Here is a 20,300-nt window from a genome sequence, read left to right as displayed (position 1 = left end):
TTGCTCCTTCCCCCGCTGGGGGAAGGTGGGGATGGGGGCGCGGGGCATCGGTGGGATTTTGGGGTTGCCGCACCGCCGCTCGCCCCCACCCCTGCCCTCCCCCAGCGGGGGAGGAAGAAGAACCCGTCACGACAGACGCGTGACGCCGGGCAAGGCGCAGGCATAGACGGCATTGCGCAGCGCGGCGATGGCCTCGTAGCGGGTGAAGCTGCGGCGCCAGGCCAGCACCACGCGGCGCGTGGGCGGCGTGGTGCCGGGGTGCTCGTCCACCACCGGCAGGTAGCGCAGCAGCGGCTCGGTGCCGTGCAGGTCGGGCGCGGGCACGGCCAGGGCGGGCACCAGGGTGACGCCCATGCCGGCGGCCACCATGTGCTTGATGGTTTCCAGCGAGGAGCCTTCGAAGCTCTTGCGGATGCCCTCGGCCTGGCTGGAAAAGCGCGCGAATTCGGGGCACACGTGCAGCACGTGGTCGCGAAAGCAGTGGCCGGTGCCCAGGAGCAGCATGGTCTGCCCTTGCAGCTGCTGCGAGGTGACCGAGCTTTGCGCGGCCAGCGGGTGGCCCACGGGCACGGCGGCGACGAAGGGCTCGTCGTACAGCGGCGCCACGGCCAGGCCCGCGTCGGGGAAGGGCTCGGCCAGGATCGCGCAGTCGATCTCGCCGGTGCGCAGCATCTCCAGCAGGCGCACGGTGAAGTTCTCCTGCAGCATCAGCGGCATCTGCGGCGTGCGCTCGATGTTGTGGCGCACCAGCTCGGGCAGCAGGTAGGGGCCGATGGTGTAGATCACGCCCAGCTTGAGCGGGCCGCCCAGCGGGTCCTTGCCGCGCTTGGCGATCTCCTTGATCTCGGCGGCCTGCTCCAGCACGCTTTGCGCCTGGCGCACGATCTCCTCGCCCAGCGGGGTGACGCTGATCTCGCCGCTGGCGCGCTCGAACAGCTTGAGCTCCAGCTCGTCCTCCAGCTTCTTGACGGCAACCGACAGCGTGGGCTGCGAGACGAAGCAAGCCTCGGCAGCCTTGCCGAAGTGCTTTTCGCGGGCCACGGCCACGATGTATTTGAGCTCGGTGAGGGTCACGGCGGCAAGGATACGCCAGCGCCGCCAGAACATGAAAACGGCCTCGGTGCCGACCGAGGTCGTTTGCGACTCAGAGGTTGAGAGTTTTTTGGACGTGCCCGAGGAGCGCGTCAAAACGCGGCCAATCGAGACGCAAAGCGCAGTCGTAGCTTGAGCTACGGCGAGCATTTGCAACGACGAGTGGGCGTGTTTTGGCGTGATCAGCGGGCATGGGCAAAAGACTCTCAAGCTCTCAGGGATTCACGGCACCGCGTGCCATCCGCAGTCCACGAAACCGAAAGGGCCCAAAGGCCGCGGAGCAGGCCAAGGCAGCGATCGCCGTGACCGGGGACTACCCGGTCAGGGGCGAGCCTTGCAGGCCGCGCCAGGCCACTGGCCCGGCCCCTCGCCAGCCAACAAAAGGTCCACCGGACCTTTTGCGCGCAGGCTCGGCCCCTGCAAGGGGGCTGAACTCTGCGGCTCCAGACCTGCCTGTGCAGGTCTGGACAGACCGAAGGGCCGCCGCCTCAGGCGGCGAGCACCGGGCATGCCATCGCGCCGCGGGTGGAGACCGGGGGTGTTTCAGTTCTTCAGTTGGCCTTGTCCGGGAACTGCTTGGCGATGCCATCCGAGAGCACGTCGGCAATCATGTCCATGTGGTGCTGCATGTCGGACCACAGCTGGGCCTGCTGCGCGGCCGGTGCGTTGGCCATCATGGCATCGACCTGCTGCTTGTGGTCACCCACGTGCATCAGCAGCGCACCTTGCAGTTGGCCCACGGTCCAGTTCTGCGGGTTGGCTCCGGCAAAGAACTGCGCAATGGCCGTGGCGTTGGCGGCCAGATCGTCCATGGCCTTTTGCTCGGCGGCGGCGTCCTTGGCCTTGGCCGCCAGCGTCAGCGCCTTGACGCCGGCCCAGTGGCCGCCCAGGGCTTTCAGCGTGGCGTCGCCGGCCTGCGCGCCATAGAAGCCGCCCACAGCGTTGGCAATCTGCCTGGCGTTGTCGATCACGGCGGTCTCGGCCGTTTGCTCGGCCGCGGCGTTGCCGGCGTGCACGGCCAGCGCATAGTCGCGCGTGGTGGCGATGTGCCCTTGCCACAGCGCGCGCATGGCGGCGTGCAGCTTGGGCGCGGTGGCGGCGCTGGCCGAGGTGCTGGCCGTGGCGGCAGCGGTGTTGGCTGGTTGCGTGGCGGCGCAGCCCGAGAGCACGGCGCCCAACGCGGTGGCGGCGGCAAGGGCGACAAGACGGGATTTCATGGTGGTCTCCTTCTCGATGAACAATGAGGCAGGTGTAGCGCCGATTGAATAGTTGCATCGGCCGTGCACGTACCTGTCACGTCATAGGATGGGAGCACCACGCGCTGCGTTCCGGCGCGCGGGGCGGCAGTTACGCCTTCAGGTAGTCGGCGCGCGCGCCCAACCAGCGCTCGACATGGCGCGCCGCCAGGTCGGGGTGGCGCGCCAGCATTTGCGGCGCCGCGGCGCGCGCCCATTGCAGCAGCGCGCTGTCCTCGGCCAGGTCGGCAAAGCGCAGCAGGGCGTCGCCCGACTGGCGCGCGCCCAGAAACTCGCCGGGGCCGCGGATGTCCAGGTCGCGCCGCGCGATCTCGAAGCCGTCACTCGTCTCCAGCATGGCCTTCAGGCGCGCGCGCGCCGTCTCGCCCAGGCGGCCGCCCTCGGGCACGCTGTACAGCAGCACGCAGGCCGAGGCCGCCGCGCCACGCCCCACGCGCCCGCGCAGCTGGTGCAGCTGCGACAGGCCAAAGCGCTCGGCGTGCTCGATCACCATCACGCTGGCGTTGGGCACGTCCACGCCCACTTCGATGACGGTGGTGCTGACCAGCACGTCGATGCGGCCGGCGACGAAATCGGCCATCACCGCTTTCTTTTCGGCCGGCGGCAGGCGCGCGTGCAGCAGGCCGATGGTGGCCTCGGGCAAGGCCGCGCAGAGCTCTTCATGCGTCTGGCTGGCGTGGCGCAAGTCCAGCGCCTCGCTCTCCTCGATCAGCGGGCACACCCAGTAGGCCTGCCGACCCTCGGCGATCTGCGCGCGCAGGCGCTCGATCAATTCATCACGGCGGTGCTCGGCCAGCAGCTTGGTGACGACGGGGGTGCGGCCGGGCGGCAGCTCGTCGAGCGTGGAGACGTCCAGGTCGGCGTAGTAGCTCATGGCCAGGGTGCGCGGGATGGGGGTGGCGCTCATCATCAGCAGATGCGGCTCGGCTGTTGCTCCTTCCCCCTCTGGGGCTGAAGGCCGCGGCTCCGCTTGCGCCAGTGCGCAAGGGGACGGCCTGAAGGGCGGCGGCGTCTCGCCGCCAGCACCGAGGTTGGGATGGGGGCCCGCCGTTGTCACCTCGTGAACCGCCGCGCCCCCACCCCTGCCCTCCCCCAGCGGGGGAGGGGGCAATCCCCCGGCCTTTTGCCGCAAGGCCAGGCGCTGCGCCACGCCAAAGCGGTGCTGCTCGTCGATGATTGCCAGGCCCAGGCGCGCGAACTGCACCTGCGCCTGGATGACGGCGTGCGTGCCGATGACCAGCGCCGCCGCGCCGCTCTCGATGGCGGCCAGCATGGGCGCGCGCTCTTTTTTCTTCTGGCTGCCGGTGAGCCAGGCCACCTGCTGCCCGCGCGCGGCCAGCAGGGGCGCGAGCCACTGGGCCAGCTTGGCAAAGTGCTGCTCGGCCAGGATCTCGGTGGGCGCCATCAGCGCGCACTGCCAGCCGGCGTCGATGGCCACGCAGGCGGCCAGCGCGGCCACCACGGTCTTGCCGCTGCCCACATCGCCCTGCAGCAGGCGGTGCATGGGCTGGGTGCGCGCCAGGTCGTGCGCGATCTCCTCGCCCACGCGGCGCTGCGCGCCGGTGAGCTGAAACGGCAGCGCGGCCAGCAACTGCTCGGGCAAGCCGCCGCGCGCGGCGTGCAGGGCCGGCGCCCGCAGGCGGGCGCGCTCGGCCCGCGCCTGGTGCTGCGACAGCTGTTGCGCCAGCAGCTCCTCGGCCTTCAGGCGCTGCCAGGCCGGGTGGCTGTGATCCTGCAGCGCGCCGAGCGTGACGTCGGCCGCGGGATGGTGCAAAAAAGTGAGCGACCGACGCAAGTCCCACGCGCGCAAGGCATCGATTTGGCTTGAAAACTCATCGGGAACGGTGGCGCTCAGGTCGGCCTGCGCCAGCCCCGCCAGCACGGCCTTGCGCAGATATGCCTGGGGCAGCTGCGCCACCGTCGGATACACCGGAGTGAGCGCCCCCGGCAGCGCGCCGCCGGCCGCGTGCACGGTGGGGTGCATCATCGTCAGCCCGAACAGCGGGCCCCCACGCTCCTGCGCTGCGCGCGATCCGCTGCCCCCCAAGGGGGCGCCTTGGCCCTTGGGGCGGCCCGGCGGTCCAAGGCCGCCGCGCAGCTCGCCCCGAAAGCGCAGGCGCGCGCCCACCGCCATCTGCTTGAGCTGCGACGGGTAGAAGTTGAAAAAACGCAGCAGGCAGCGCTCGCCGCCGTCTTCCACCGTCACCAGCAACTGGCGCCGGGGCCGATACGCCACCTCCTGGTGCACCACGGTGGCCTCGAACTGCACCGGCTCGCTGCCCATCGTGCGCGCGGCCTCGGCCAGCGGGGTCAGGCGCGTCTCGTCCTCGTAGCGCAGCGGCAGGTGCAGCGCCAGATCGATCGGACGCACCAGGCCCAGCTTGCGCAGCGCCTTTTGCGGGGCGGACAGCGGCTGGGGCGCGGCAGGGGCCGGGGCATCGGGCATGGGACAATTCTGCCTTCAGGCGGTGCTGTACCCATCCTTGCGACGCCTTCCCCTTGGCACGGGCCCGTCCGGCCCTCAAGCATGACTGAACGCATCTTCACCACGAGCGACTTCGACTTCGCTCTGCCGGCCGAACTCATCGCCCAGCACCCCGCGCCCGAGCGCAGCAGCGCGCGCCTGCTGGACGGCAGCGGCACGCAGCCGGTGGACCGCATCTTTCGCGATCTGCCCACGCTGCTGTCGCCCGATGACCTGCTGGTGTTCAACGACACGCAGGTCGTCAAGGCGCGCCTGTTCGGCGCCAAACCGACGGGCGGCCGGCTGGAGCTGCTGATCGAGCGCGTGCTGCAAGGCGGCACGGTGGCCGCGCACATGAAGGTCAGCAAGAAGCCCCCCGTGGGCACGGTGCTGCGCATGGACGGCGGCTTTGCGGCCACGCTGCTGGGCCGCTGGCCCAATGCCGAGGGCGCCCTCTTTCATCTGCGCTTGTCGGGCGACGCCTACGCCATCATGGCCGCACACGGCCACGTACCGCTGCCGCCCTACATCACACACGCCGACAGCGACGAGGACGTGGCGCGCTACCAGACCGTGTTTGCCAAAAACCCCGGCGCCGTGGCCGCGCCCACGGCGGCGCTGCATTTTGACGAAACGGTGCTGGCCGCGCTGAACGCCCGTGGTGTGCAGCGCGCCGCCGTCACCCTGCACGTGGGCGCCGGCACCTTCCAGCCGGTCAAGACCGAAAGCATCGCCGAGCACGTGATGCACCACGAGCGCTACCACGTGCCCCAGGCGACGCAAGCCGCCATCGCCGCCTGCCGCGCGCGGGGCGGCCGCGTGGTGGCCGTGGGCACCACCACGGTGCGCACGCTGGAGAGCTGGGCGCAAAGCGGCCAGGCCAGCGGCGACACCGGGATCTTCATCACGCCGGGCTTCGGCTTTCAGGTGGTGGATGCGCTCGTCACCAACTTTCACCTGCCGCGCAGCACGCTGATGATGATGATCAGCGCCTTTGCGGGATACGACCACGTGATGGCGCTGTACCGCCACGCCGTGGCCGCGCGCTACCGCTTCTTCAGCTATGGCGATGCGATGTGGCTGCTGCGCCGGCGGCAGCCGTCCGCTCCGGGATAATCCGGCACTGACGTTTTCCGAACCCAGCGCGCCTTGGCGCGCCCTGCCCCGCCGACCCCAACCCATGTCCAGCCCCGCCTCGACCCCCGATCCCCTCACGCACGCGCTGCAGCAAATCCGCGGCCTGATCGAAGCCGGCCAGTTGCAGCCCGCCGCGCAGGCGCTCAACGCCGCGCAAAAGCAAGCCCCGCTGGATGCGCGCGTGCCCCTGGTCGGCATGCGCCTGGCCCAGCGCGCCGGCAACCTGGCCGGCGCCACCCAGGCCGCGCGCCGCGCGCTGGCGCTGGCGCCCGGCTGGCACGTGGCGCAAATCGAGCTGGCCCTGCTGCTGGCCCAGCAAAAGCAGGGCGAGGAGGCCGTGCAACTGGCCATGCAGGCGCTGGCCGGCGCGCCCAAGGACGCGCAGGTGATGGTCGGCGCCATCAACGTGGCGCACCTGAGCGGTCAGTCGGAGCAGGCCGTGGCCTGGGCCGAGGACGGCGTGCGCCGCTTTCCCGAGGTGGCCGGCATCCGCCTGTTCCTGGCGCGCCTGCTGGTGGCGCTGGGACGCCCGAGCGACGCCCAGGTGCACTATGAGTACATGCACAGCCGCGTGCCGGAGCACGAGGAAACCCTGCGCGGGCTGCTGAGTTGCGCCGTGCGGGCGGGTGACAACGACAAGGCCGCACAGTGGGCCGAGCAGTTGCTCACGCTCAAGCCCGATGACGCGCTTGTTCAATATTGGCACGCCATCACGCATGGACAGATGCCGACAACGCAGCCCCCCGAGGTGGTCACCAGCATCTTCGACGACTACGCGCCCAGCTTCGATCTGCACTTGGTGCGCGGGCTCAAATATCAAACGCCGAAGGTGGTCGCAGACGCCCTTTTGGCTTGCTTTCCAGACCGCAAGTTCAACCTGCTCGACCTGGGCTGCGGCACCGGCCTGGTGGGCGTGTACCTGGGCCGCATCGACGGCCACATCATCGGCGTGGATCTGTCCGAGAAGATGATCGAGCAGGCCGCGCGCCACGGCATCTACTCGCGCTTTCACCACATCAACGTGCTCGACGCGCTGCGCGAAACGCCGGCCGACCACTACGAGGCCATCACCTGCACCGACGTGCTGGTGTACGTGGGCGACCTCACCCCGGTGATCCCCAACGCGCTGCGCATCCTGAAGGCCGGCGGGCATTTCATCTTCTCGTGCGAGCTGGCCACCGAGGACGAGGCCGACCTGGTGCTGCGCCCCAGCCAGCGCTACGCCCACAAGGCCTCGGCCGTCGAGCGCCTGTGCCGCGAAGCGGGCTTTGTCGACGTCCAGATCGAGCACCTGCCGACGCTGCGCATGGAAAACAACCAGCCGCTGCCCGGCTTCATCGTGACGGCCCGCAAGCCGGCCGCGGCCGTCTGACACACCCGGCGATGCTGCAGTTCGAACTGCTGGGCCAGGACGCGCACAGCCACGCCCGCCGTGGCCGCCTCACGCTGAACCACGGCGTGGTCGAGACGCCCATCTTCATGCCCGTGGGCACCTACGGCACCGTCAAGGGCGTGCTGCCGCGCAGCCTGCACGAGATGGGTGCGCAAATCATCCTGGGCAACACCTTTCACCTGTGGATGCGCCCGGGGCTGGACGTGCTGCGCGCGTTCAAGGGCCTGCACGCCTTCGAGCAGTGGCAAAAACCCATCCTCACCGACTCGGGCGGCTTTCAGGTCTGGTCACTCGGCGCCATGCGCAAGATCACCGAACAGGGCGTGCACTTTGCCAGCCCCGTCAACGGCGACAAGCTCTTCATGTCGCCCGAGGTCAGCATGCAGATCCAGACCGTGCTGAACAGCGACATCGTGATGCAGCTGGACGAATGCACGCCGTATGAAACCCAGGGCCACGTGACGACCGAGGCCGAGGCGCGCGCCAGCATGGCCATGAGCCTGCGCTGGGCCAAGCGCTCGCAGGCCGAATTCGCGCGCCTTGACAACCCCAACGCCCTGTTCGGCATCGTGCAGGGCGGCATGTTCGAGCACCTGCGGCAGGAGTCGCTGGACGCCCTGGTCGAGATGGACTTTCCCGGCTACGCCATCGGCGGCGTCAGCGTGGGCGAGCCCAAGGACGAGATGCTGCGGATCATGGCGCACACGCCGCACCGCCTGCCTGCGCACAAGCCGCGCTACCTGATGGGCGTGGGCACACCCGAAGACCTGGTGGAAGGCGTGGCCTGCGGCGTGGACATGTTCGACTGCGTCATGCCCACGCGCAACGCGCGCAACGGCCATCTGTTCACCCGCTTTGGCGATTTGAAAATCCGCAACGCCCGCCACAAGAGCGACCCACAGCCGATCGACGAAACCTGCCGCTGCCACGCCTGCGCGGGCGAGTCCGGCGTGCCCTGGGCCGCAGGCGGGCGCGGCGGCTTCTCGCGCGCCTACCTGCACCACCTGGAGCGCTGCGGCGAAATGCTGGCACCCATGCTGGCCACCCTCCACAACCTGCATTACTACCTCAACCTGATGCGCGAAGTGCGCGCGGCGCTGGATGCCGGCGGGTTCAGCGCGTTTCGCGCGCAGTTCAAGGCCGACCGGGCGCGCGGCATCTGAGGGCAGTCTGCCGCGCAGGCGACTGAAAACGGGCGGCGCAGCAGCTATGCTTTTGGCTTTGCGACCCCATCTGACGGAGCCCGGCCCATGAAAACCCGCATCACCGAACTCTTTGGCATCCAGCACCCCATCATCCAAGGGGGCATGCACTTCGTCGGCCTGGCCGAGCTGGCGGCGGCCGTGTCCAACGCGGGGGCCCTGGGCATCATCACCGGCCTGACGCAGAAGACGCCCGAGCTGCTGGCCAAGGAAATCGCGCGCTGCCGCACCATGACGGACAAGCCCTTCGGCGTGAACCTGACGTTTTTGCCCACCGTCACCTCGCCGGACTACCCGGGCTACATCAAGGCCATCGTCGAGGGCGGCGTGAAGGTGGTCGAGACCGCGGGCAACAACCCGCAAAAGTGGATGCCGCTGCTGCACGAGCACGGCATCAAGGTGATTCACAAATGCACCTCGGTGCGCCACGCGCTGAAGGCCGAGGCGATCGGCTGCGACGCGGTGAGCGTGGACGGCTTCGAGTGCGGCGGCCACCCGGGCGAGGACGACGTGCCCAACTTCATCCTGCTGCCGCGCGCGGCCGAGGAGTTGAAGATTCCGTTTGTCGCCTCGGGCGGCATGGCCGACGGGCGCAGCTTGGTGGCGGCGCTGGCGCTGGGGGCCGAGGGCATGAACATGGGCACGCGCTTCATGGCCACGCAAGAGGCGCCGATCCACGAGCACGTCAAGCAGGCCATCGTGGCCGCCAGCGAGCTGGACACGCGCCTGGTGATGCGCCCGCTGCGCAACACCGAGCGCGTGCTGAACAACGCCGCCGTCGAGCGCCTGCTGGCCAAAGAGAAAGAGCTGGGCGACAAGCTGCGCTTCGAGGACATCATCGAGCAGGTGGCGGGTGTGTATCCGCGCATCATGCAAAACGGCGACATGGACGCCGGCGCCTGGAGCTGCGGCATGGTGGCGGGGCTGATCCGCGACGTGCCGACGGTAAAGGCGCTGGTCGATCGCATCATGGCCGAGGCCGATACGCTGATTGAAAAGCGTCTGGCGGGCATGTTGCGCTGAAGGCCCTCACCCCAACCCTCTCCCAGAGGGAGAGGGGGCAAAAACCCGCCGGCCGACCGCCCTCGCCCCTCTGGGCAGCGGGAGGGTGAGGGGCCGCCCCGCGCAAATTGAACCTAAAAACGGCAGTTGGACGCACTCGTCAGTGCCGTGATCGGTGCGTCAGGCAAGGCGCGACGACGCGGCGGGCTGGTGCCCACAAGGAGGAGCAACGCCGCATGGCGCGCTGAGCGCGGTGCTGGCGAGTGCGTAGCGCGTTCACCCAACCGGTGAGGATCAACGAAGCCGCGAAATTCAATGTTCAAGCGGGTTTCCCGAAGGTGACAAGCGGTCAACTGCCGTTTTTAGGTTAAAAGCCAAAACAGCCGCCAGCGCCCGCCCAGCAAGCGCGGGCAGCTATCAATTGATGACTACGTAGCCGCCTGCCCCGCCGCCGTGCCGCAGGCATGGCAATAGTGGGCAAAGGCGTTCTTGCGCGTGCGGCAGGTGCCGCAGTGGTCGAACAGGCCGATGCCGCAGTGCGGGCAAAAGTCGGTCTTGCCGTCCTTCAGGTCGACCGGGCGCTCGCAGCCGGGGCACACGCCCTTGGCCAGGCGCGCCAGCGCCGTGTCGTACGAGAGCTCGCGCCGGCGCTCCTGCTCGGGTTGGGCCTCGGCCTGCTTTTGCCGCTCCATGTAGCGATTGAGCGCCGCGATGGCCCAGCGCCCCACCAGCGCCGTGATGACGATGCCCACGATGTAGCGCACGTAGCCGCCGTAGCTGGGTAGATAGGGCACCAGCTCGACGAAGAAGGCAAACAGCGCAAAGAAGATGAAGCCCCACACGAAGGGCCAGCCCGCGCTCTTGCGCTTCTTGACGAACAGCCAGCCGGCAATCAGCAGCAGCGGCAGGGTCAGCGCCAGGCGGTAGCCGAACACGCGCAGCTCCTGCGCGCGCATGGCGCGGCTGTATTGCTCGCCGGCGGCATCCTGCAACTGCTGCAGCTCGCGCTGCGCGCGCTCGCTGGCCTGCTGGGCGTCCAGCTGCGCCTGCTGCTGCTTTTCGACGTCGGCGCGTGCGGCGCGCTCGCGCGCCTGCAGCGTGTCCAGCGCCTGGGTGCGCGAGACGAGCTCGGGGTCCTGCTCGGCGCGCTCGGTGGCGCTGCGCGTGGCGATCCAGTTCTCGAAGCTCTTGCGCGCGTTGGTCACGTCGACCTGCGCCACTTGCAGCTTCAGGCGCGCCTGCGCCAGCGCGTCCCGCGCCTGCTGTTCGCTGTCCTGCGCGGCCTTGATGGTGCCGCGCGCGGCATCGGCGCGGCCCTGGTCCATGAAGCGCTCGAGCGTGACGTGGCTTTCGACCTGGGGCAGGTCACCCACGATGGTGCCGCCCAGCCCGATCAGGAAGCTGGCGAAGATGAAAGCCACCAGCCACAGGCCGCGGCGAAACCATTTTTCAGACAGACGAAGCGATTTGCTCATGATCTCCTCCCGGATCGGTGCGCAGCATACAGGGGCCGGCCGCGGCGATGGCCCACCCCACGGCGCAGGCCGCGCGGCCTGCGCGCGCTCAGGCCGTCAACCGCAGCCCATCCAGGCGCCAGTGATGCAGCAGCTCGCGCACGATCACCAGGCGCGCGGCGCTGGGGCCGTCCACGGGCAGCGGATCTTGCGACGCGGGGCGGCCCTGGGCGCGGGCGACCAGGCGGTTGAAGAGCTGCTCGACGGCGTCGACGTCGAGCCAGACGGGGGCGTCCGCGCGCGCCGCGCCAGCGGCGGCGCCCACCAGGGCGCGCAGCCGCGCGTCACCCGTCTGCAGGCGCAGCGCGGCGGGCAGGCGCGCCCGCGCGGGCATCACGGCGTCTTCCACCCGCTCGATGGCGCGCTCGATCTCCAGCGGGCTGGGCGGCGCGTGGCGCAGCAGCTCGCGCGCCAGCGCATCGGCGCTCAGGGGCAATGACAGATTCACAGCCAAATCGGCCCCTGGCGCAGACTGGACCAGCGCAAACAGCTCCTGAAATCGGAGCGTCAGCCAAACGCCCGCGTCGCTCATGCGGGCTCGCGCTGCCAGTGCCAGGCATAGCTTTCGCCGCGCGCCATGCGCTGCGCGTGCTCGGCCACGGCCTGCTCGAAGCGGGCCATGTCGGCGCCGGACACGCCGTGCAGGCGCGCGGTCAGGTGGCCGTCGCCGGCGGTCAGCAGGCACAGGCCCAGCGGCAGTTCAATGCGGCCCTGGGTGTCGTCGTAGCTGACGGCGAATTTGTGGCCCCAGTGCTTGCACAGGCGCGCGATGATGCGCGCCGGCTCGACGGTGGCGATGGTGGCGGTGGAAACGAAGCGGTCGGTGGAAAGGGCGTCGGTCATGATGCAAGGTCCAAAAAAATGCGGGCGGCCGGCGGCCTCGATCAATCGAAGCGGAAGGCCGAAATGGTGGTGCGCAGCACCTCGTCCGAAAACACCCGGCGCCCGACGCTGTCGCCGGCGGCGCCGGCCACCACGTGCAGCGGCAGCAGGTGCTCCTCGGCGCGCGGCGGGTGTGACAGGCGCCCGGCCGGGCCGCTGGCGCTGGCCCAGTCGGCCAGGCGCGCGTTGCGCTCGGCCGCGGGCTGGGCCACGGTATCGCTCAGCCAGCGGTCGAAAGCGGCGCTGATCGGCGTCGAGCGCGGATCGCCGTAGCCGCGCATGTTGTGATAGCTCATGCCGCTGCCGATGATCAGCACGCCCTCGTCCCGCAACGGCGCCAGCGCACGGCCGTAGTCGATATGCGCGGGCGCGTTCAGGCTGGCCAGCAGTGATATCTGCAAGACCGGCACGTCGGCATCCGGAAAGGCCACCTTGAGCGGAATGAAGGTGCCGTGGTCGTAGCCGCGCTGGGTGACCACGGCGGCGGCGATGCCGGCGTCCGCCAGCAGGCCACGCGCGCGCTCGGCCAGCGCCGGCGCGCCGGGCGCGGGGTAGCGCAGCGCGTAGGTGTGCGGCGGAAAGCCGTAATAGTCGAACAGCAGGCCCGGCTGCGCCGATCCCGTCAGCGTGACCTGCGGCGCCAGCCAGTGCGCCGTGACCAGCGCGATGGCGCTGGGCGCGGCCGGCAGGCTGGCCGGAATACCGCGCAGGAAGGCGGCGGTGCGGTCCCAGGTGTCAGGCGGGTTCCAGTCCATGAAGAAGCAGGGACCGGCGCCGTGCGGGATGTAGAAGACGGGCATGCGCGCGCCGGCCGCGCGGACGCCGGGTGATGGGGTGTGAACGATGGTGGTCATGGTGGCCTCCAGTTTGAGCGTTTGCCGCACCGTTTCAAAGCCCCACAATCGCCAGTCAGTTTCAACCCCGAGTGTGAAATCAAGGCCGGACATGGACCAGTTGACCAGCATGCGCGTGTTCGCGCTCACCGCACAGGCGGGCACCCTGTCGGGCGCCGCCCGCATCCTGGACATGTCGCCGGCCATGGCCACCAAGCACGTGGGTGCGCTGGAGGCGCGCCTGGGCATCAAGCTGCTGCACCGCACCACGCGCAAGCTGGTGCTGACCGAAGCGGGCCTGGCCTACCTGGAAGCGGTGCAGCGCATCCTGGCCGAGCTGGACGAGGCCGACGCGGCCGTCACCGCGCAGCGCACGCAGGTCAGCGGCCTGCTGCGCCTGAACACGCCGCTGGCCTGGGGCGTGCGCCACCTCGCGCCGCTGATGCCGGCTTTCAGCCGCGCGCACCCGGCCGTCACGGTGGAACTGGGCATGACCGACGCCGCCGTCAGTCTGGTAGACGAGCGCTGGGACATGGCCGTGCGCATCGGCGCGCTGCACGACGAGAGCCTGCAGGCGCGCCGCCTGGGCGACTGCCGCATGCTGCTGTGCGCCGCGCCCACGTACCTGGACGAGCACGGCGTGCCGCGCACGGTGGCCGATCTGGCGCAGCACAGCTGCCTGGGCTACACGCTGTCGTCCACCAACACCGTCAGCGAATGGCGCTTTGGCGAAGACGGCCGCGTGCGCCAGCCGGTGCGCGGCAACCTGCACGCCAACAGCGGCGAAGCCCTGCTGGCCGCCGCACTGGGCGGGCTGGGCCTGGTGTACGAGCCCAGCTTCATCGTCGGCGACGCCGTTGCGCGCGGCGCGCTGCAGGCCTTGCCGCTGGAGCATCCGCCGCACGACCTGGGCGGCATCCACGCCGTGTGGCCCGCCAACCGCCACCCGCCACCCGCCGGCCAAGGTGCGGGCGATGGTGGATTTTCTGGTGGCGCAGCTGGCCGGCCAGGGCCCGGGCGCATGACAGCCGCGACCCAGTCCGTGACCCCGATTGCTGGCGGGCATTGAAACCCGCACACCCGACCTGCGCCGGCCCGCGACGCGAGCGGCGCCTGACCGAAGCCAGCGTCAAACGCAAGCCAGCCTGGGGGGATCGGCCGCTGCCGGCCGGGCGGATGGCGGCGATCGGGCGCGCCGCGCCTGGATGCAGGCCGTTTTTTCATCACGCCGTGATGCGTATCATCCACGCCATGAGCGCTCCACTCACCCAGGACGAGCTTGAGCAGCTGGCCGACTTTCGCTACCGGCTGCGCCAGTTCCTGCGCGTGAGCGAAACCCTGGCCCATGCCCACGGCTGCACCGCGCAGCAATACCAGCTGCTGCTGCAACTGCTGGGCTACCCCGGCCGGCGCTGGGCCAGCGTGGCCGAGCTGGCCGAGCGCCTGCAAGCCCAGCACCACGGCGTGGTGGCCCTGGTCACGCGCTGCGAGCAGGCCGGCTGGGTGCAGCGGCGCGCCAGCCGGGGCGACCAGCGCCTGGTCGAGGTGCACCTCACGCCCGCCGGCCGCGCGCTGGGCCGGCGCCTGGCCCGCCTGCACCGCGACGAGCTGGGCGCGCTGCGCGCCGGCCGTGCGCTGGCCAACGCCACCACCCCCAGAGGTTCGCCGCCATGACCGCTTCTCCTCGTGATCCCATTGCCTGGGAGCGCATCGTCGCCGACGTGGCCGACGCGCTGATCTTCATCGACACCCAGGGCGTGATCCGCGTCTGGAACGCGCGCTGCGAGGCGCTGTTCGGCTTCAGCGCGGGCGAGGCGCTGGGGCAAAGCGTGGACCTCATCATCCCCGAGCATCTGCGCTCGGCACACTGGCACGCCTTCGAACAGGCCATGGCGCGCGGCGCCACCCGCCACGGCGCCGAGGTGCGCACCACGCGCGCCACCCACCGGGACGGGCGCCGCCTGTACGTGGACATGACCTTCAGCGTGGTGCGCGACGCAGCCGGCCACGCCCTGGGCTCGGCCGCCATGGCGCGCGACGCCACCGAGCGCTACCTGGCCGAGCGGGCGCGCCAGGCGGCGGGCGGTTGAGAAAAAGACAGAACAGCCGAACGCAGAGGACGCGAAGGACTCGCAGAGGACGCAAAAGAGACAAAACAAATTGCTTTAAAACTGAGAGTAATCGGCCCTTTGCACGCAGGCGCATCCGGGTGAAAACGTCCATTTTTTGAATTTTTTGCGTCCTCTGCGCAACTTTTGCGTCCTCTGCGTCCGGCTGTTTCGGAGGTCACTCAAAGCCACCCCCAACGCACGCGCTACAGTGACAACGTCGCAACGGGGGGAGTCGCTGCATGGGTTTGAGTGAGGTGCAAAGCCGCGCGCTGCTGGGCTTGGCCGCGCCCGCCGTCACGGTGGAGGTGCATCTGGCCAACGGCCTGCCCAGCTTCACCCTGGTGGGCCTGGCCGAGGTCGAGGTGAAAGAGGCGCGCGAGCGCGTGCGCAGCGCCATCCTCAACAGCGGCCTCGCGTTTCCGCACAACCAGCGCATCACCGTCAACCTGGCGCCGGCCGATTTGCCCAAGGATTCGGGCCGGTTTGACCTGCCCATCGCGCTGGGCATCCTGGCTGCCAGCGGGCAAATCGACGGTACGCGCTTGGCTGGCTGGGCCTTTGCCGGCGAGCTGTCGCTGTCGGGCGAGTTGCGGCCCGTGCGCGGCGCGCTGGCCATGGCCGCCGCACTGCGCCAAAGCGATGAAGCGCCGCGCCTGGCCCTGCCGCCGGGCAGCGCCGAAGAAGCCGCCCTGGTGCCCGGCCTGGCCGTGCACCGCGCGCGCCACCTGCTGGACGTGGTGGCGCAGTTTCTGCCCGCCGGCGCGGCCGACGCCGCTGCGCCCGCCGAAGGCTGGACCCCCCTGCCGCCCGCCGCGCGCGCGCCCGAGCCGACATACCCCGACCTGGCCGACGTGAAGGGCCAGGCGTCGGCCAAGCGGGCGCTGGAGATCGCCGCCGCCGGCGGCCATTCGCTGTTGATGATGGGCCCGCCCGGCAGCGGCAAGTCGATGCTGGCGCAGCGCTTTGCCGGCCTGCTGCCGCCCATGGACGACGACGAGGCGCTGCAGAGCGCCGCCATTGCCAGCCTGGACGGCGCGTTCGATGTGGCGCGCTGGGGCCAGCGCCCCACGCGCGCACCGCACCACACGGCCAGCGCGGTGGCGCTGGTGGGTGGCGGCTCGCCGCCGCGGCCGGGCGAAATCTCGCTGGCCGACGGTGGCGTGCTGTTCCTCGACGAGCTGCCCGAGTTCCCGCGCGCCGCGCTCGAGGCCCTGCGCGAGCCGCTGGAGAGTGGGCGCATCACCATCAGCCGCGCCGCGCGGCGGGCGGACTTTCCGGCGCGCTTTCAGCTCGTCGCCGCGATGAACCCCTGCCCTTGCGGCCACCTGGGCCAGCGCCAGCCGGCCTGCCGCTGCACGCCCGACCAGGTGGCACGCTACCAGGGCCGCCTGTCGGGCCCCCTGCTGGACCGCATCGACCTGCACATCGAGGTGCCGCAACTGGCGAGCGATGAACTGCTGGCGGCGCCGGCGGGTGAAAGCACCGCCAGCGTGCGTGCGCGCTGCATCGCGGCACGCGCACGCGCGGTGACGCGCCAGGGCACGCCCAACCAGGCCCTGCAAGGCCAGGCGCTCGATGCGCACCTGCAACTGGATGCCGCCGCTGCCGCCTTCGCCGGCACGGCCGCCGCCCGCCTGGGCTGGAGCGCACGCGCCACCCACCGCGCGCTGAAAGTGGCGCGCACCATTGCCGACCTGGCCGGCAGCCAGTCCACCACCGTGGCCCACGTGGCCGAGGCCATCCAGTACCGCCGCGCGCTGCGTGCAGCGGGCCGCTGAAATCCGACAACCCCACTCGGATTGTGACTTATATCACGGCGTGAGATATATGATTCGACACGGCCCTTGCAGCCGCTGACGGACGGCACCCGTCGGCGCACCGGTGCAACCCCGCACGGCAGGCGGCCCACCCTGGAGTCCGCGCCATGACCACTGCCCCATCCGACAGCAAGCACCCATCCACCTGGCCCGGCATTGCCACCACGGCCCTGCGCGTGGCTTTCGGCATCATCTGGATGGTGGCCGCCGCCCTCACCTGGCTGCCCGACTTCGCGTCGCACTACGTCGGCTACCTGCACAACGCGGCGCAGGGCCAGCCGGGCTGGAACTCCTGGTGGTTCTCGATGTGGATCGCGCTGGTCACGCCACACGCGGCGCTCTTCACCTGGCTCACGCGCCTGGCCGTTTCGGCCATCGCCATCAGCCTGGTGATCGGCTTTGGCGGGCGCACGCTGTACGCCCTGGGCGCCCTGTTCAGCCTGCTGGTGTGGAGCACCGCCGAGGGCTTTGGCGGCCCGTATGCGGTGGGCGTGTCCAACATCGGCACGGCCATCACCTACGTGCTGATCTTCCTGGCCCTGATCGGCCTGCACTACCGCGCCGGCCTGGTGCCCTACAGCCTGGACTACCTGATCGAGCGGCACTGGCCGCGCTGGCAGAAGATCGCCGAGTGGAGCAACGCCACCGAGCCGCCGCCCGCGCCCGAGGCGCTGCCGCCTGGCGTGCAGATCGCCTCGGTACTGGGCATCGTGGTGGTGCTGGCCCTGCTGATCGCCGGCCTGCCCAGCACGCTCAACGTCAAGTCGGCCTCGCCCACCACGGCCGCGCAGGCCGTATCGCCGCTGATGCTGGCAGCCAAGGAGCCCATCGCCAAGGCGCGCGACGCCCGCCTGCCGCCGGTGGCGGGCGACGGCAAGACCGCCACCATCGAGGTCATCGCCGAGGACAAGACGGTCACCATCGCCAACGGCGTCGAGTACCAGGCCTGGACCTTCGGCGGCGAGGTGCCGGCGCCCGTCATCCACCTGCGCCAGGGCCAGGTCGTGACCGTCAAATTCACCAACCGCGGCACCATGCACCACGCGCTCGACTTTCACGCCGCCATCACGCCGCCGGACTTGAACTACGTGGACATCAACCCGGGCGAGACGCTGGAGTACACCTTCGTGGCCAACACGCCGGGCGCCTTCGTCTACCACTGCGGCACGCCGCCGGTGCTGCTGCACATGGCCAACGGCATGTTCGGTGCCATCATCGTCGATCCGGCCACACCGCTGCCGGAGGCGGCCGAGAGCTACGTCATCGTGCAAAGCGAGTGGTACACGCAGCAGATGTCGGGCAAGCTGATGGGCCCCAGCTTCGAGAAGATGCTGGCCATGCGCCCGGATGAAATCGTGTTCAACGGCATCGCCAACCAGTACCACGATCAGCCGCTCCCCATCACCGCCGGCAAGCGCGCGCGCATCTATTTCGTCAACGCCGGCCCCAGCCTGTGGAGCGCCTTCCATGTCATCGGCGGCATGTTCGACAAGGTCTACCCCGACGCCGACGCGGCGCATGCGCTGTCCGGCGTGTCCACCCACACGGTGGGGCCCGGCGAAGGCGCCGTGTTCGACCTGGTCGTGCCCAAGGCCGGCAAGTACCCCTTCGTCGACCACAGCATGGCCCACATGGCCATTGGCGCCGTGGGTGTCTTCGAGGCCAGGGGCGACAGCCCGGCCGCCACGCCGGCCAAACCCACGCTGACCAAGACCGCAGGCGCGGCGGCGCCGGCGCACGCCGCCGCGCCCGAGCCGGCCGGCCCTTACCAGTTCGACACCGCGCGCGGCGATTCGCTGTACGCCACCCACTGCGCCGCCTGCCACCAGGCCACGGGCCTGGGCCTGCCGGGCGCCTTCCCGCCGCTCAAGGGCGATCCGGTGGTGCTGGCGCCCGACGCCACCCAGCACATCAAGACCGTGTTGAACGGCGCGCAGGGCGAGAGCATCGGCGGCACGACGTATCCCAGCCCGATGCCGCCTTTTGCCGCCACCCTGAGCGACAGCGAGGTGGCCGACATCGTCAACCACGAGCGCACCGCCTGGGGCAACCAGGGCAAGACCATCACCGCCGAGCAGGTGAAAGCCGCGCGCAAGTGAACCACCCCCAGTCTCCACTCGCTGCGCGATGTTTCGCCCACCCCCAAGGGGGCATCGCCAGCGGCCGGGGAAACCCCGGTCGCGGGGATCGCTGACCCGGCCTGCTCCGCGGCCTTCTGGCTCCTTGTGTTTCAGGCGCTGTCGGCGTCGCGCACGAGCCCTCTTGTCGAGGCCTTCAGCCCCTTATTTGACCGGCAGAAAGGCCAAAAAGGGCGCCGCCACCAGGCCCTGCACGTAGTTGATGCCGGCGCGGCGATAGCGCTCGGTCATGTAGCCGGCCAGCAGGTCGAGCCGGCCGATGATCTTGCCGAACTCCCGCTCGAAGCTGAGGTTGCGCGTGTCGCCCGCGATCTCGTTGGCCAGCAGCAGGGGTCGCCCGCCCGGGCCCTGCCGGGTGTTCAGGACCCACAGCGCCGTCTCCATGTTGCGCGCGGCGTTGTACACGTGCTGCGGATCGACGCCGTCGAGGTAGTAGAACTCGCGCTTGCCGCCTTGCGCGGTGACGATGGTGTCGGCGCAGGCGGCGATGAAGGCGCCCACCCGATCGCCCGTGAAGCCGGGCGACAGGGCCGTTGAGAGCGCCGCGACGTCGCGCTGGCCGTCCAGCGGCAGCCAGGGCTGGCCGCCCTGCACGCTGGCGGCCAGCTTTTGCAGGGCCTGCTCGCGCGTGGCTGCGCTCTTGCGCCACTCGGCCGGGTTGCGGCGATACAGCTTGTCGGCCAGCAGTTGCAGGCTGGCCAGGTTGGCCTGCATGATGGCCTGCGTCAGGCGGTTGCCCTCGCTTTGCAAAAGCTCATCCGCGTTGAAGCGGGCGCCTTGGACTTGGCCGCGTGAAGTGGGCGCGTCGCTCGCGCAACCGGCCAGCGCACCGGCAAGGAACAGGGCAAGAAAAAGGACCGTCGCAACGGCCCCGCTTGTCTGGCGCGTGGCGCGGCCCGGCTGGGGCTGCGCCGCGTGCGGTGCGTCAGGCGCTCTTGCCGCCGTCCTTGTCCGTGCCAAACGTGATCTCACCGGAAAGCTGGCCTCCTTCTTCGATCACGATCTTGCCATAGCGCAGCTTGCCGGTGACCTTGCCGGTGGAGAAAATCACCAACTTTTGCCGCACCGTCAGATTGCCGTCGAAGCTGCCGCGCACCTCGGCGATGTCGATCTCGGCCGAGCCCTTGAACGCGCCCTGCTCGGCGATCTGGATCACGCGCGAGTTCATGGTGGCCTCCACCGTGCCCTCGACCACCAGGGTGTCGCAGTCGGTGATCTCCACGCCCTTGAGCTTGATGTTGGGGCCGACCGTCAGCTTGGCGCCACTTTCGGACGCCGCCGGCGCCGCCGCAGCCAGGGGACTGGCGGCTGTGCCGACCGAAGCCGGGGCCGCAAACGGCTGAGCACTGCCGCCGGCCGAGCCCAGCGAACTGGCCCCGCCGTGCGTGCCGCCGGCGGGGCGGGTGGGCGTCGCGGGTTCGTTGTCACGCTTGCCGAAAAACGGTCCTTGTAGTGCCAT

At 70.1% G+C, this 20,300-nt stretch carries 18 protein-coding genes; 9 read left to right on the top strand and 9 right to left on the bottom strand.

Going from position 1 to position 20,300, the window contains the following annotated elements; genetic code table 11:
* Window positions 1–126 precede the first annotated feature (126 nt).
* The 3 genes from U1F38_RS10255 to recG form a co-directional block, all read right to left on the bottom strand.
* Entirely contained in the window at window positions 127–1,074 is a 948-nt protein-coding gene (locus U1F38_RS10255; RefSeq protein WP_409986965.1) for a LysR substrate-binding domain-containing protein, read from the bottom strand.
* 569 nt (window positions 1,075–1,643) lie between these two features.
* Entirely contained in the window at window positions 1,644–2,309 is a 666-nt protein-coding gene (locus tag U1F38_RS10250) for a hypothetical protein (protein WP_409986964.1), read from the bottom strand.
* A 130-nt stretch (window positions 2,310–2,439) separates the two neighbouring features.
* Window positions 2,440–4,794, bottom strand: coding sequence for an ATP-dependent DNA helicase RecG (recG, locus tag U1F38_RS10245; protein WP_409986963.1), 2,355 nt, complete (start codon window positions 4,792–4,794; stop codon window positions 2,440–2,442).
* Between the two features lie 81 nt (window positions 4,795–4,875).
* On the opposite strand from recG, the gene queA reads away from it, so the two are divergent.
* The 4 genes from queA to U1F38_RS10225 all read left to right on the top strand — a co-directional run bounded on the left by queA (window position 4,876) and on the right by U1F38_RS10225 (window position 9,567).
* Window positions 4,876–5,928: a tRNA preQ1(34) S-adenosylmethionine ribosyltransferase-isomerase QueA gene (gene queA, locus U1F38_RS10240; RefSeq protein ID WP_409986962.1), complete on the top strand. Its 1,053-nt coding sequence runs from the start codon at window positions 4,876–4,878 to the stop codon at window positions 5,926–5,928.
* A 64-nt stretch (window positions 5,929–5,992) separates the two neighbouring features.
* Window positions 5,993–7,321, top strand: a complete 1,329-nt coding sequence (locus U1F38_RS10235) for a tetratricopeptide repeat protein (protein WP_409986961.1) — start codon at window positions 5,993–5,995, stop codon at window positions 7,319–7,321.
* Between the two features lie 11 nt (window positions 7,322–7,332).
* The gene (gene tgt, locus U1F38_RS10230; RefSeq protein WP_409986960.1) at window positions 7,333–8,505 is read left to right on the top strand and encodes a tRNA guanosine(34) transglycosylase Tgt; all 1,173 of its coding nucleotides are present in this window, start codon (window positions 7,333–7,335) and stop codon (window positions 8,503–8,505) included.
* An 87-nt stretch (window positions 8,506–8,592) separates the two neighbouring features.
* Entirely contained in the window at window positions 8,593–9,567 is a 975-nt protein-coding gene (locus tag U1F38_RS10225; RefSeq protein WP_409986959.1) for an NAD(P)H-dependent flavin oxidoreductase, read from the top strand.
* A 407-nt stretch (window positions 9,568–9,974) separates the two neighbouring features.
* Here U1F38_RS10225 and U1F38_RS10220 read toward each other — a convergent pair whose 3' ends face one another.
* The 4 genes from U1F38_RS10220 to U1F38_RS10205 all read right to left on the bottom strand — a co-directional run bounded on the left by U1F38_RS10220 (window position 9,975) and on the right by U1F38_RS10205 (window position 12,796).
* On the bottom strand, window positions 9,975–11,021 hold the full coding sequence (locus U1F38_RS10220; RefSeq protein WP_409986958.1) for a serine endopeptidase: 1,047 nt from the start codon (window positions 11,019–11,021) through the stop codon (window positions 9,975–9,977).
* Between the two features lie 88 nt (window positions 11,022–11,109).
* Window positions 11,110–11,508 (bottom strand): hypothetical protein, encoded by a 399-nt coding sequence (locus U1F38_RS10215; protein ID WP_409986957.1) that lies wholly within the window; start codon window positions 11,506–11,508, stop codon window positions 11,110–11,112.
* Between the two features lie 80 nt (window positions 11,509–11,588).
* Window positions 11,589–11,903: a DUF2218 domain-containing protein gene (locus tag U1F38_RS10210; protein WP_409986956.1), complete on the bottom strand. Its 315-nt coding sequence runs from the start codon at window positions 11,901–11,903 to the stop codon at window positions 11,589–11,591.
* 41 nt (window positions 11,904–11,944) lie between these two features.
* Window positions 11,945–12,796 (bottom strand): DODA-type extradiol aromatic ring-opening family dioxygenase, encoded by an 852-nt coding sequence (locus U1F38_RS10205; protein WP_409986955.1) that lies wholly within the window; start codon window positions 12,794–12,796, stop codon window positions 11,945–11,947.
* A 91-nt stretch (window positions 12,797–12,887) separates the two neighbouring features.
* Here U1F38_RS10205 and U1F38_RS10200 point away from each other — a divergent pair, with 91 nt between their 5' ends.
* From U1F38_RS10200 to U1F38_RS10180, 5 genes are all read left to right on the top strand, one after another.
* Window positions 12,888–13,844 carry a LysR family transcriptional regulator gene (locus U1F38_RS10200; protein ID WP_409986954.1) on the top strand — a complete coding sequence of 319 codons (957 nt, stop codon included), beginning with the start codon at window positions 12,888–12,890 and terminating at the stop codon, window positions 13,842–13,844.
* A 182-nt stretch (window positions 13,845–14,026) separates the two neighbouring features.
* A complete protein-coding gene (locus U1F38_RS10195) occupies window positions 14,027–14,449 on the top strand; it encodes a MarR family transcriptional regulator (protein ID WP_409986953.1) in 423 nt (140 codons plus the stop codon).
* A complete protein-coding gene (locus tag U1F38_RS10190; RefSeq protein WP_409986952.1) occupies window positions 14,446–14,865 on the top strand; it encodes a PAS domain-containing protein in 420 nt (139 codons plus the stop codon). The genes U1F38_RS10195 and U1F38_RS10190 overlap by 4 nt, the downstream gene beginning before the upstream one ends.
* Before the next feature lie 260 nt (window positions 14,866–15,125).
* Complete coding sequence (locus tag U1F38_RS10185; protein WP_409986951.1) at window positions 15,126–16,664, top strand: YifB family Mg chelatase-like AAA ATPase; 1,539 nt, start codon at window positions 15,126–15,128, stop codon at window positions 16,662–16,664.
* Between the two features lie 146 nt (window positions 16,665–16,810).
* Window positions 16,811–18,802 (top strand): multicopper oxidase domain-containing protein, encoded by a 1,992-nt coding sequence (locus U1F38_RS10180; RefSeq protein WP_409986950.1) that lies wholly within the window; start codon window positions 16,811–16,813, stop codon window positions 18,800–18,802.
* Between the two features lie 183 nt (window positions 18,803–18,985).
* Here the strand turns inward: U1F38_RS10180 and U1F38_RS10175 are convergent, their stop codons facing one another.
* Window positions 18,986–19,591 carry a hypothetical protein gene (locus U1F38_RS10175; RefSeq protein WP_409986949.1) on the bottom strand — a complete coding sequence of 202 codons (606 nt, stop codon included), beginning with the start codon at window positions 19,589–19,591 and terminating at the stop codon, window positions 18,986–18,988.
* A gap of 175 nt (window positions 19,592–19,766) precedes the next feature.
* Window positions 19,767–20,300, bottom strand: coding sequence for a polymer-forming cytoskeletal protein (locus U1F38_RS10170; RefSeq protein WP_409986948.1), 534 nt, complete (start codon window positions 20,298–20,300; stop codon window positions 19,767–19,769).

Source organism: Ottowia sp. (assembly GCF_046348305.1).
In the GTDB taxonomy this organism is placed as follows: Bacteria; Pseudomonadota; Gammaproteobacteria; order Burkholderiales; family Burkholderiaceae_C; genus Ottowia.
The sequence above is the reverse complement of the archived record's forward strand: the minus strand, read 5'-3'. Positions and strand labels throughout refer to the sequence as shown.

Bases quoted from the DNA above. Each gene is read 5' to 3' on its own strand.
- U1F38_RS10250 (WP_409986964.1), bottom strand. From the start codon at position 2,309: ATGAAATCCCGTCTTGTCGCCCTTGCCGCCGCCACCGCGTTGGGCGCC.
- recG (WP_409986963.1), bottom strand. From the start codon at position 4,794: ATGCCCGATGCCCCGGCCCCTGCCGCGCCCCAGCCGCTGTCCGCCCCG.
- queA (WP_409986962.1), top strand. From the start codon at position 4,876: ATGACTGAACGCATCTTCACCACGAGCGACTTCGACTTCGCTCTGCCG.
- U1F38_RS10235 (WP_409986961.1), top strand. From the start codon at position 5,993: ATGTCCAGCCCCGCCTCGACCCCCGATCCCCTCACGCACGCGCTGCAG.
- tgt (WP_409986960.1), top strand. From the start codon at position 7,333: ATGCTGCAGTTCGAACTGCTGGGCCAGGACGCGCACAGCCACGCCCGC.
- U1F38_RS10225 (WP_409986959.1), top strand. From the start codon at position 8,593: ATGAAAACCCGCATCACCGAACTCTTTGGCATCCAGCACCCCATCATC.
- U1F38_RS10220 (WP_409986958.1), bottom strand. From the start codon at position 11,021: ATGAGCAAATCGCTTCGTCTGTCTGAAAAATGGTTTCGCCGCGGCCTG.
- U1F38_RS10210 (WP_409986956.1), bottom strand. From the start codon at position 11,903: ATGACCGACGCCCTTTCCACCGACCGCTTCGTTTCCACCGCCACCATC.
- U1F38_RS10205 (WP_409986955.1), bottom strand. From the start codon at position 12,796: ATGACCACCATCGTTCACACCCCATCACCCGGCGTCCGCGCGGCCGGC.
- U1F38_RS10200 (WP_409986954.1), top strand. From the start codon at position 12,888: ATGGACCAGTTGACCAGCATGCGCGTGTTCGCGCTCACCGCACAGGCG.
- U1F38_RS10195 (WP_409986953.1), top strand. From the start codon at position 14,027: ATGAGCGCTCCACTCACCCAGGACGAGCTTGAGCAGCTGGCCGACTTT.
- U1F38_RS10190 (WP_409986952.1), top strand. From the start codon at position 14,446: ATGACCGCTTCTCCTCGTGATCCCATTGCCTGGGAGCGCATCGTCGCC.
- U1F38_RS10185 (WP_409986951.1), top strand. From the start codon at position 15,126: ATGGGTTTGAGTGAGGTGCAAAGCCGCGCGCTGCTGGGCTTGGCCGCG.
- U1F38_RS10180 (WP_409986950.1), top strand. From the start codon at position 16,811: ATGACCACTGCCCCATCCGACAGCAAGCACCCATCCACCTGGCCCGGC.
- U1F38_RS10170 (WP_409986948.1), bottom strand. From the start codon at position 20,300: ATGGCACTACAAGGACCGTTTTTCGGCAAGCGTGACAACGAACCCGCG.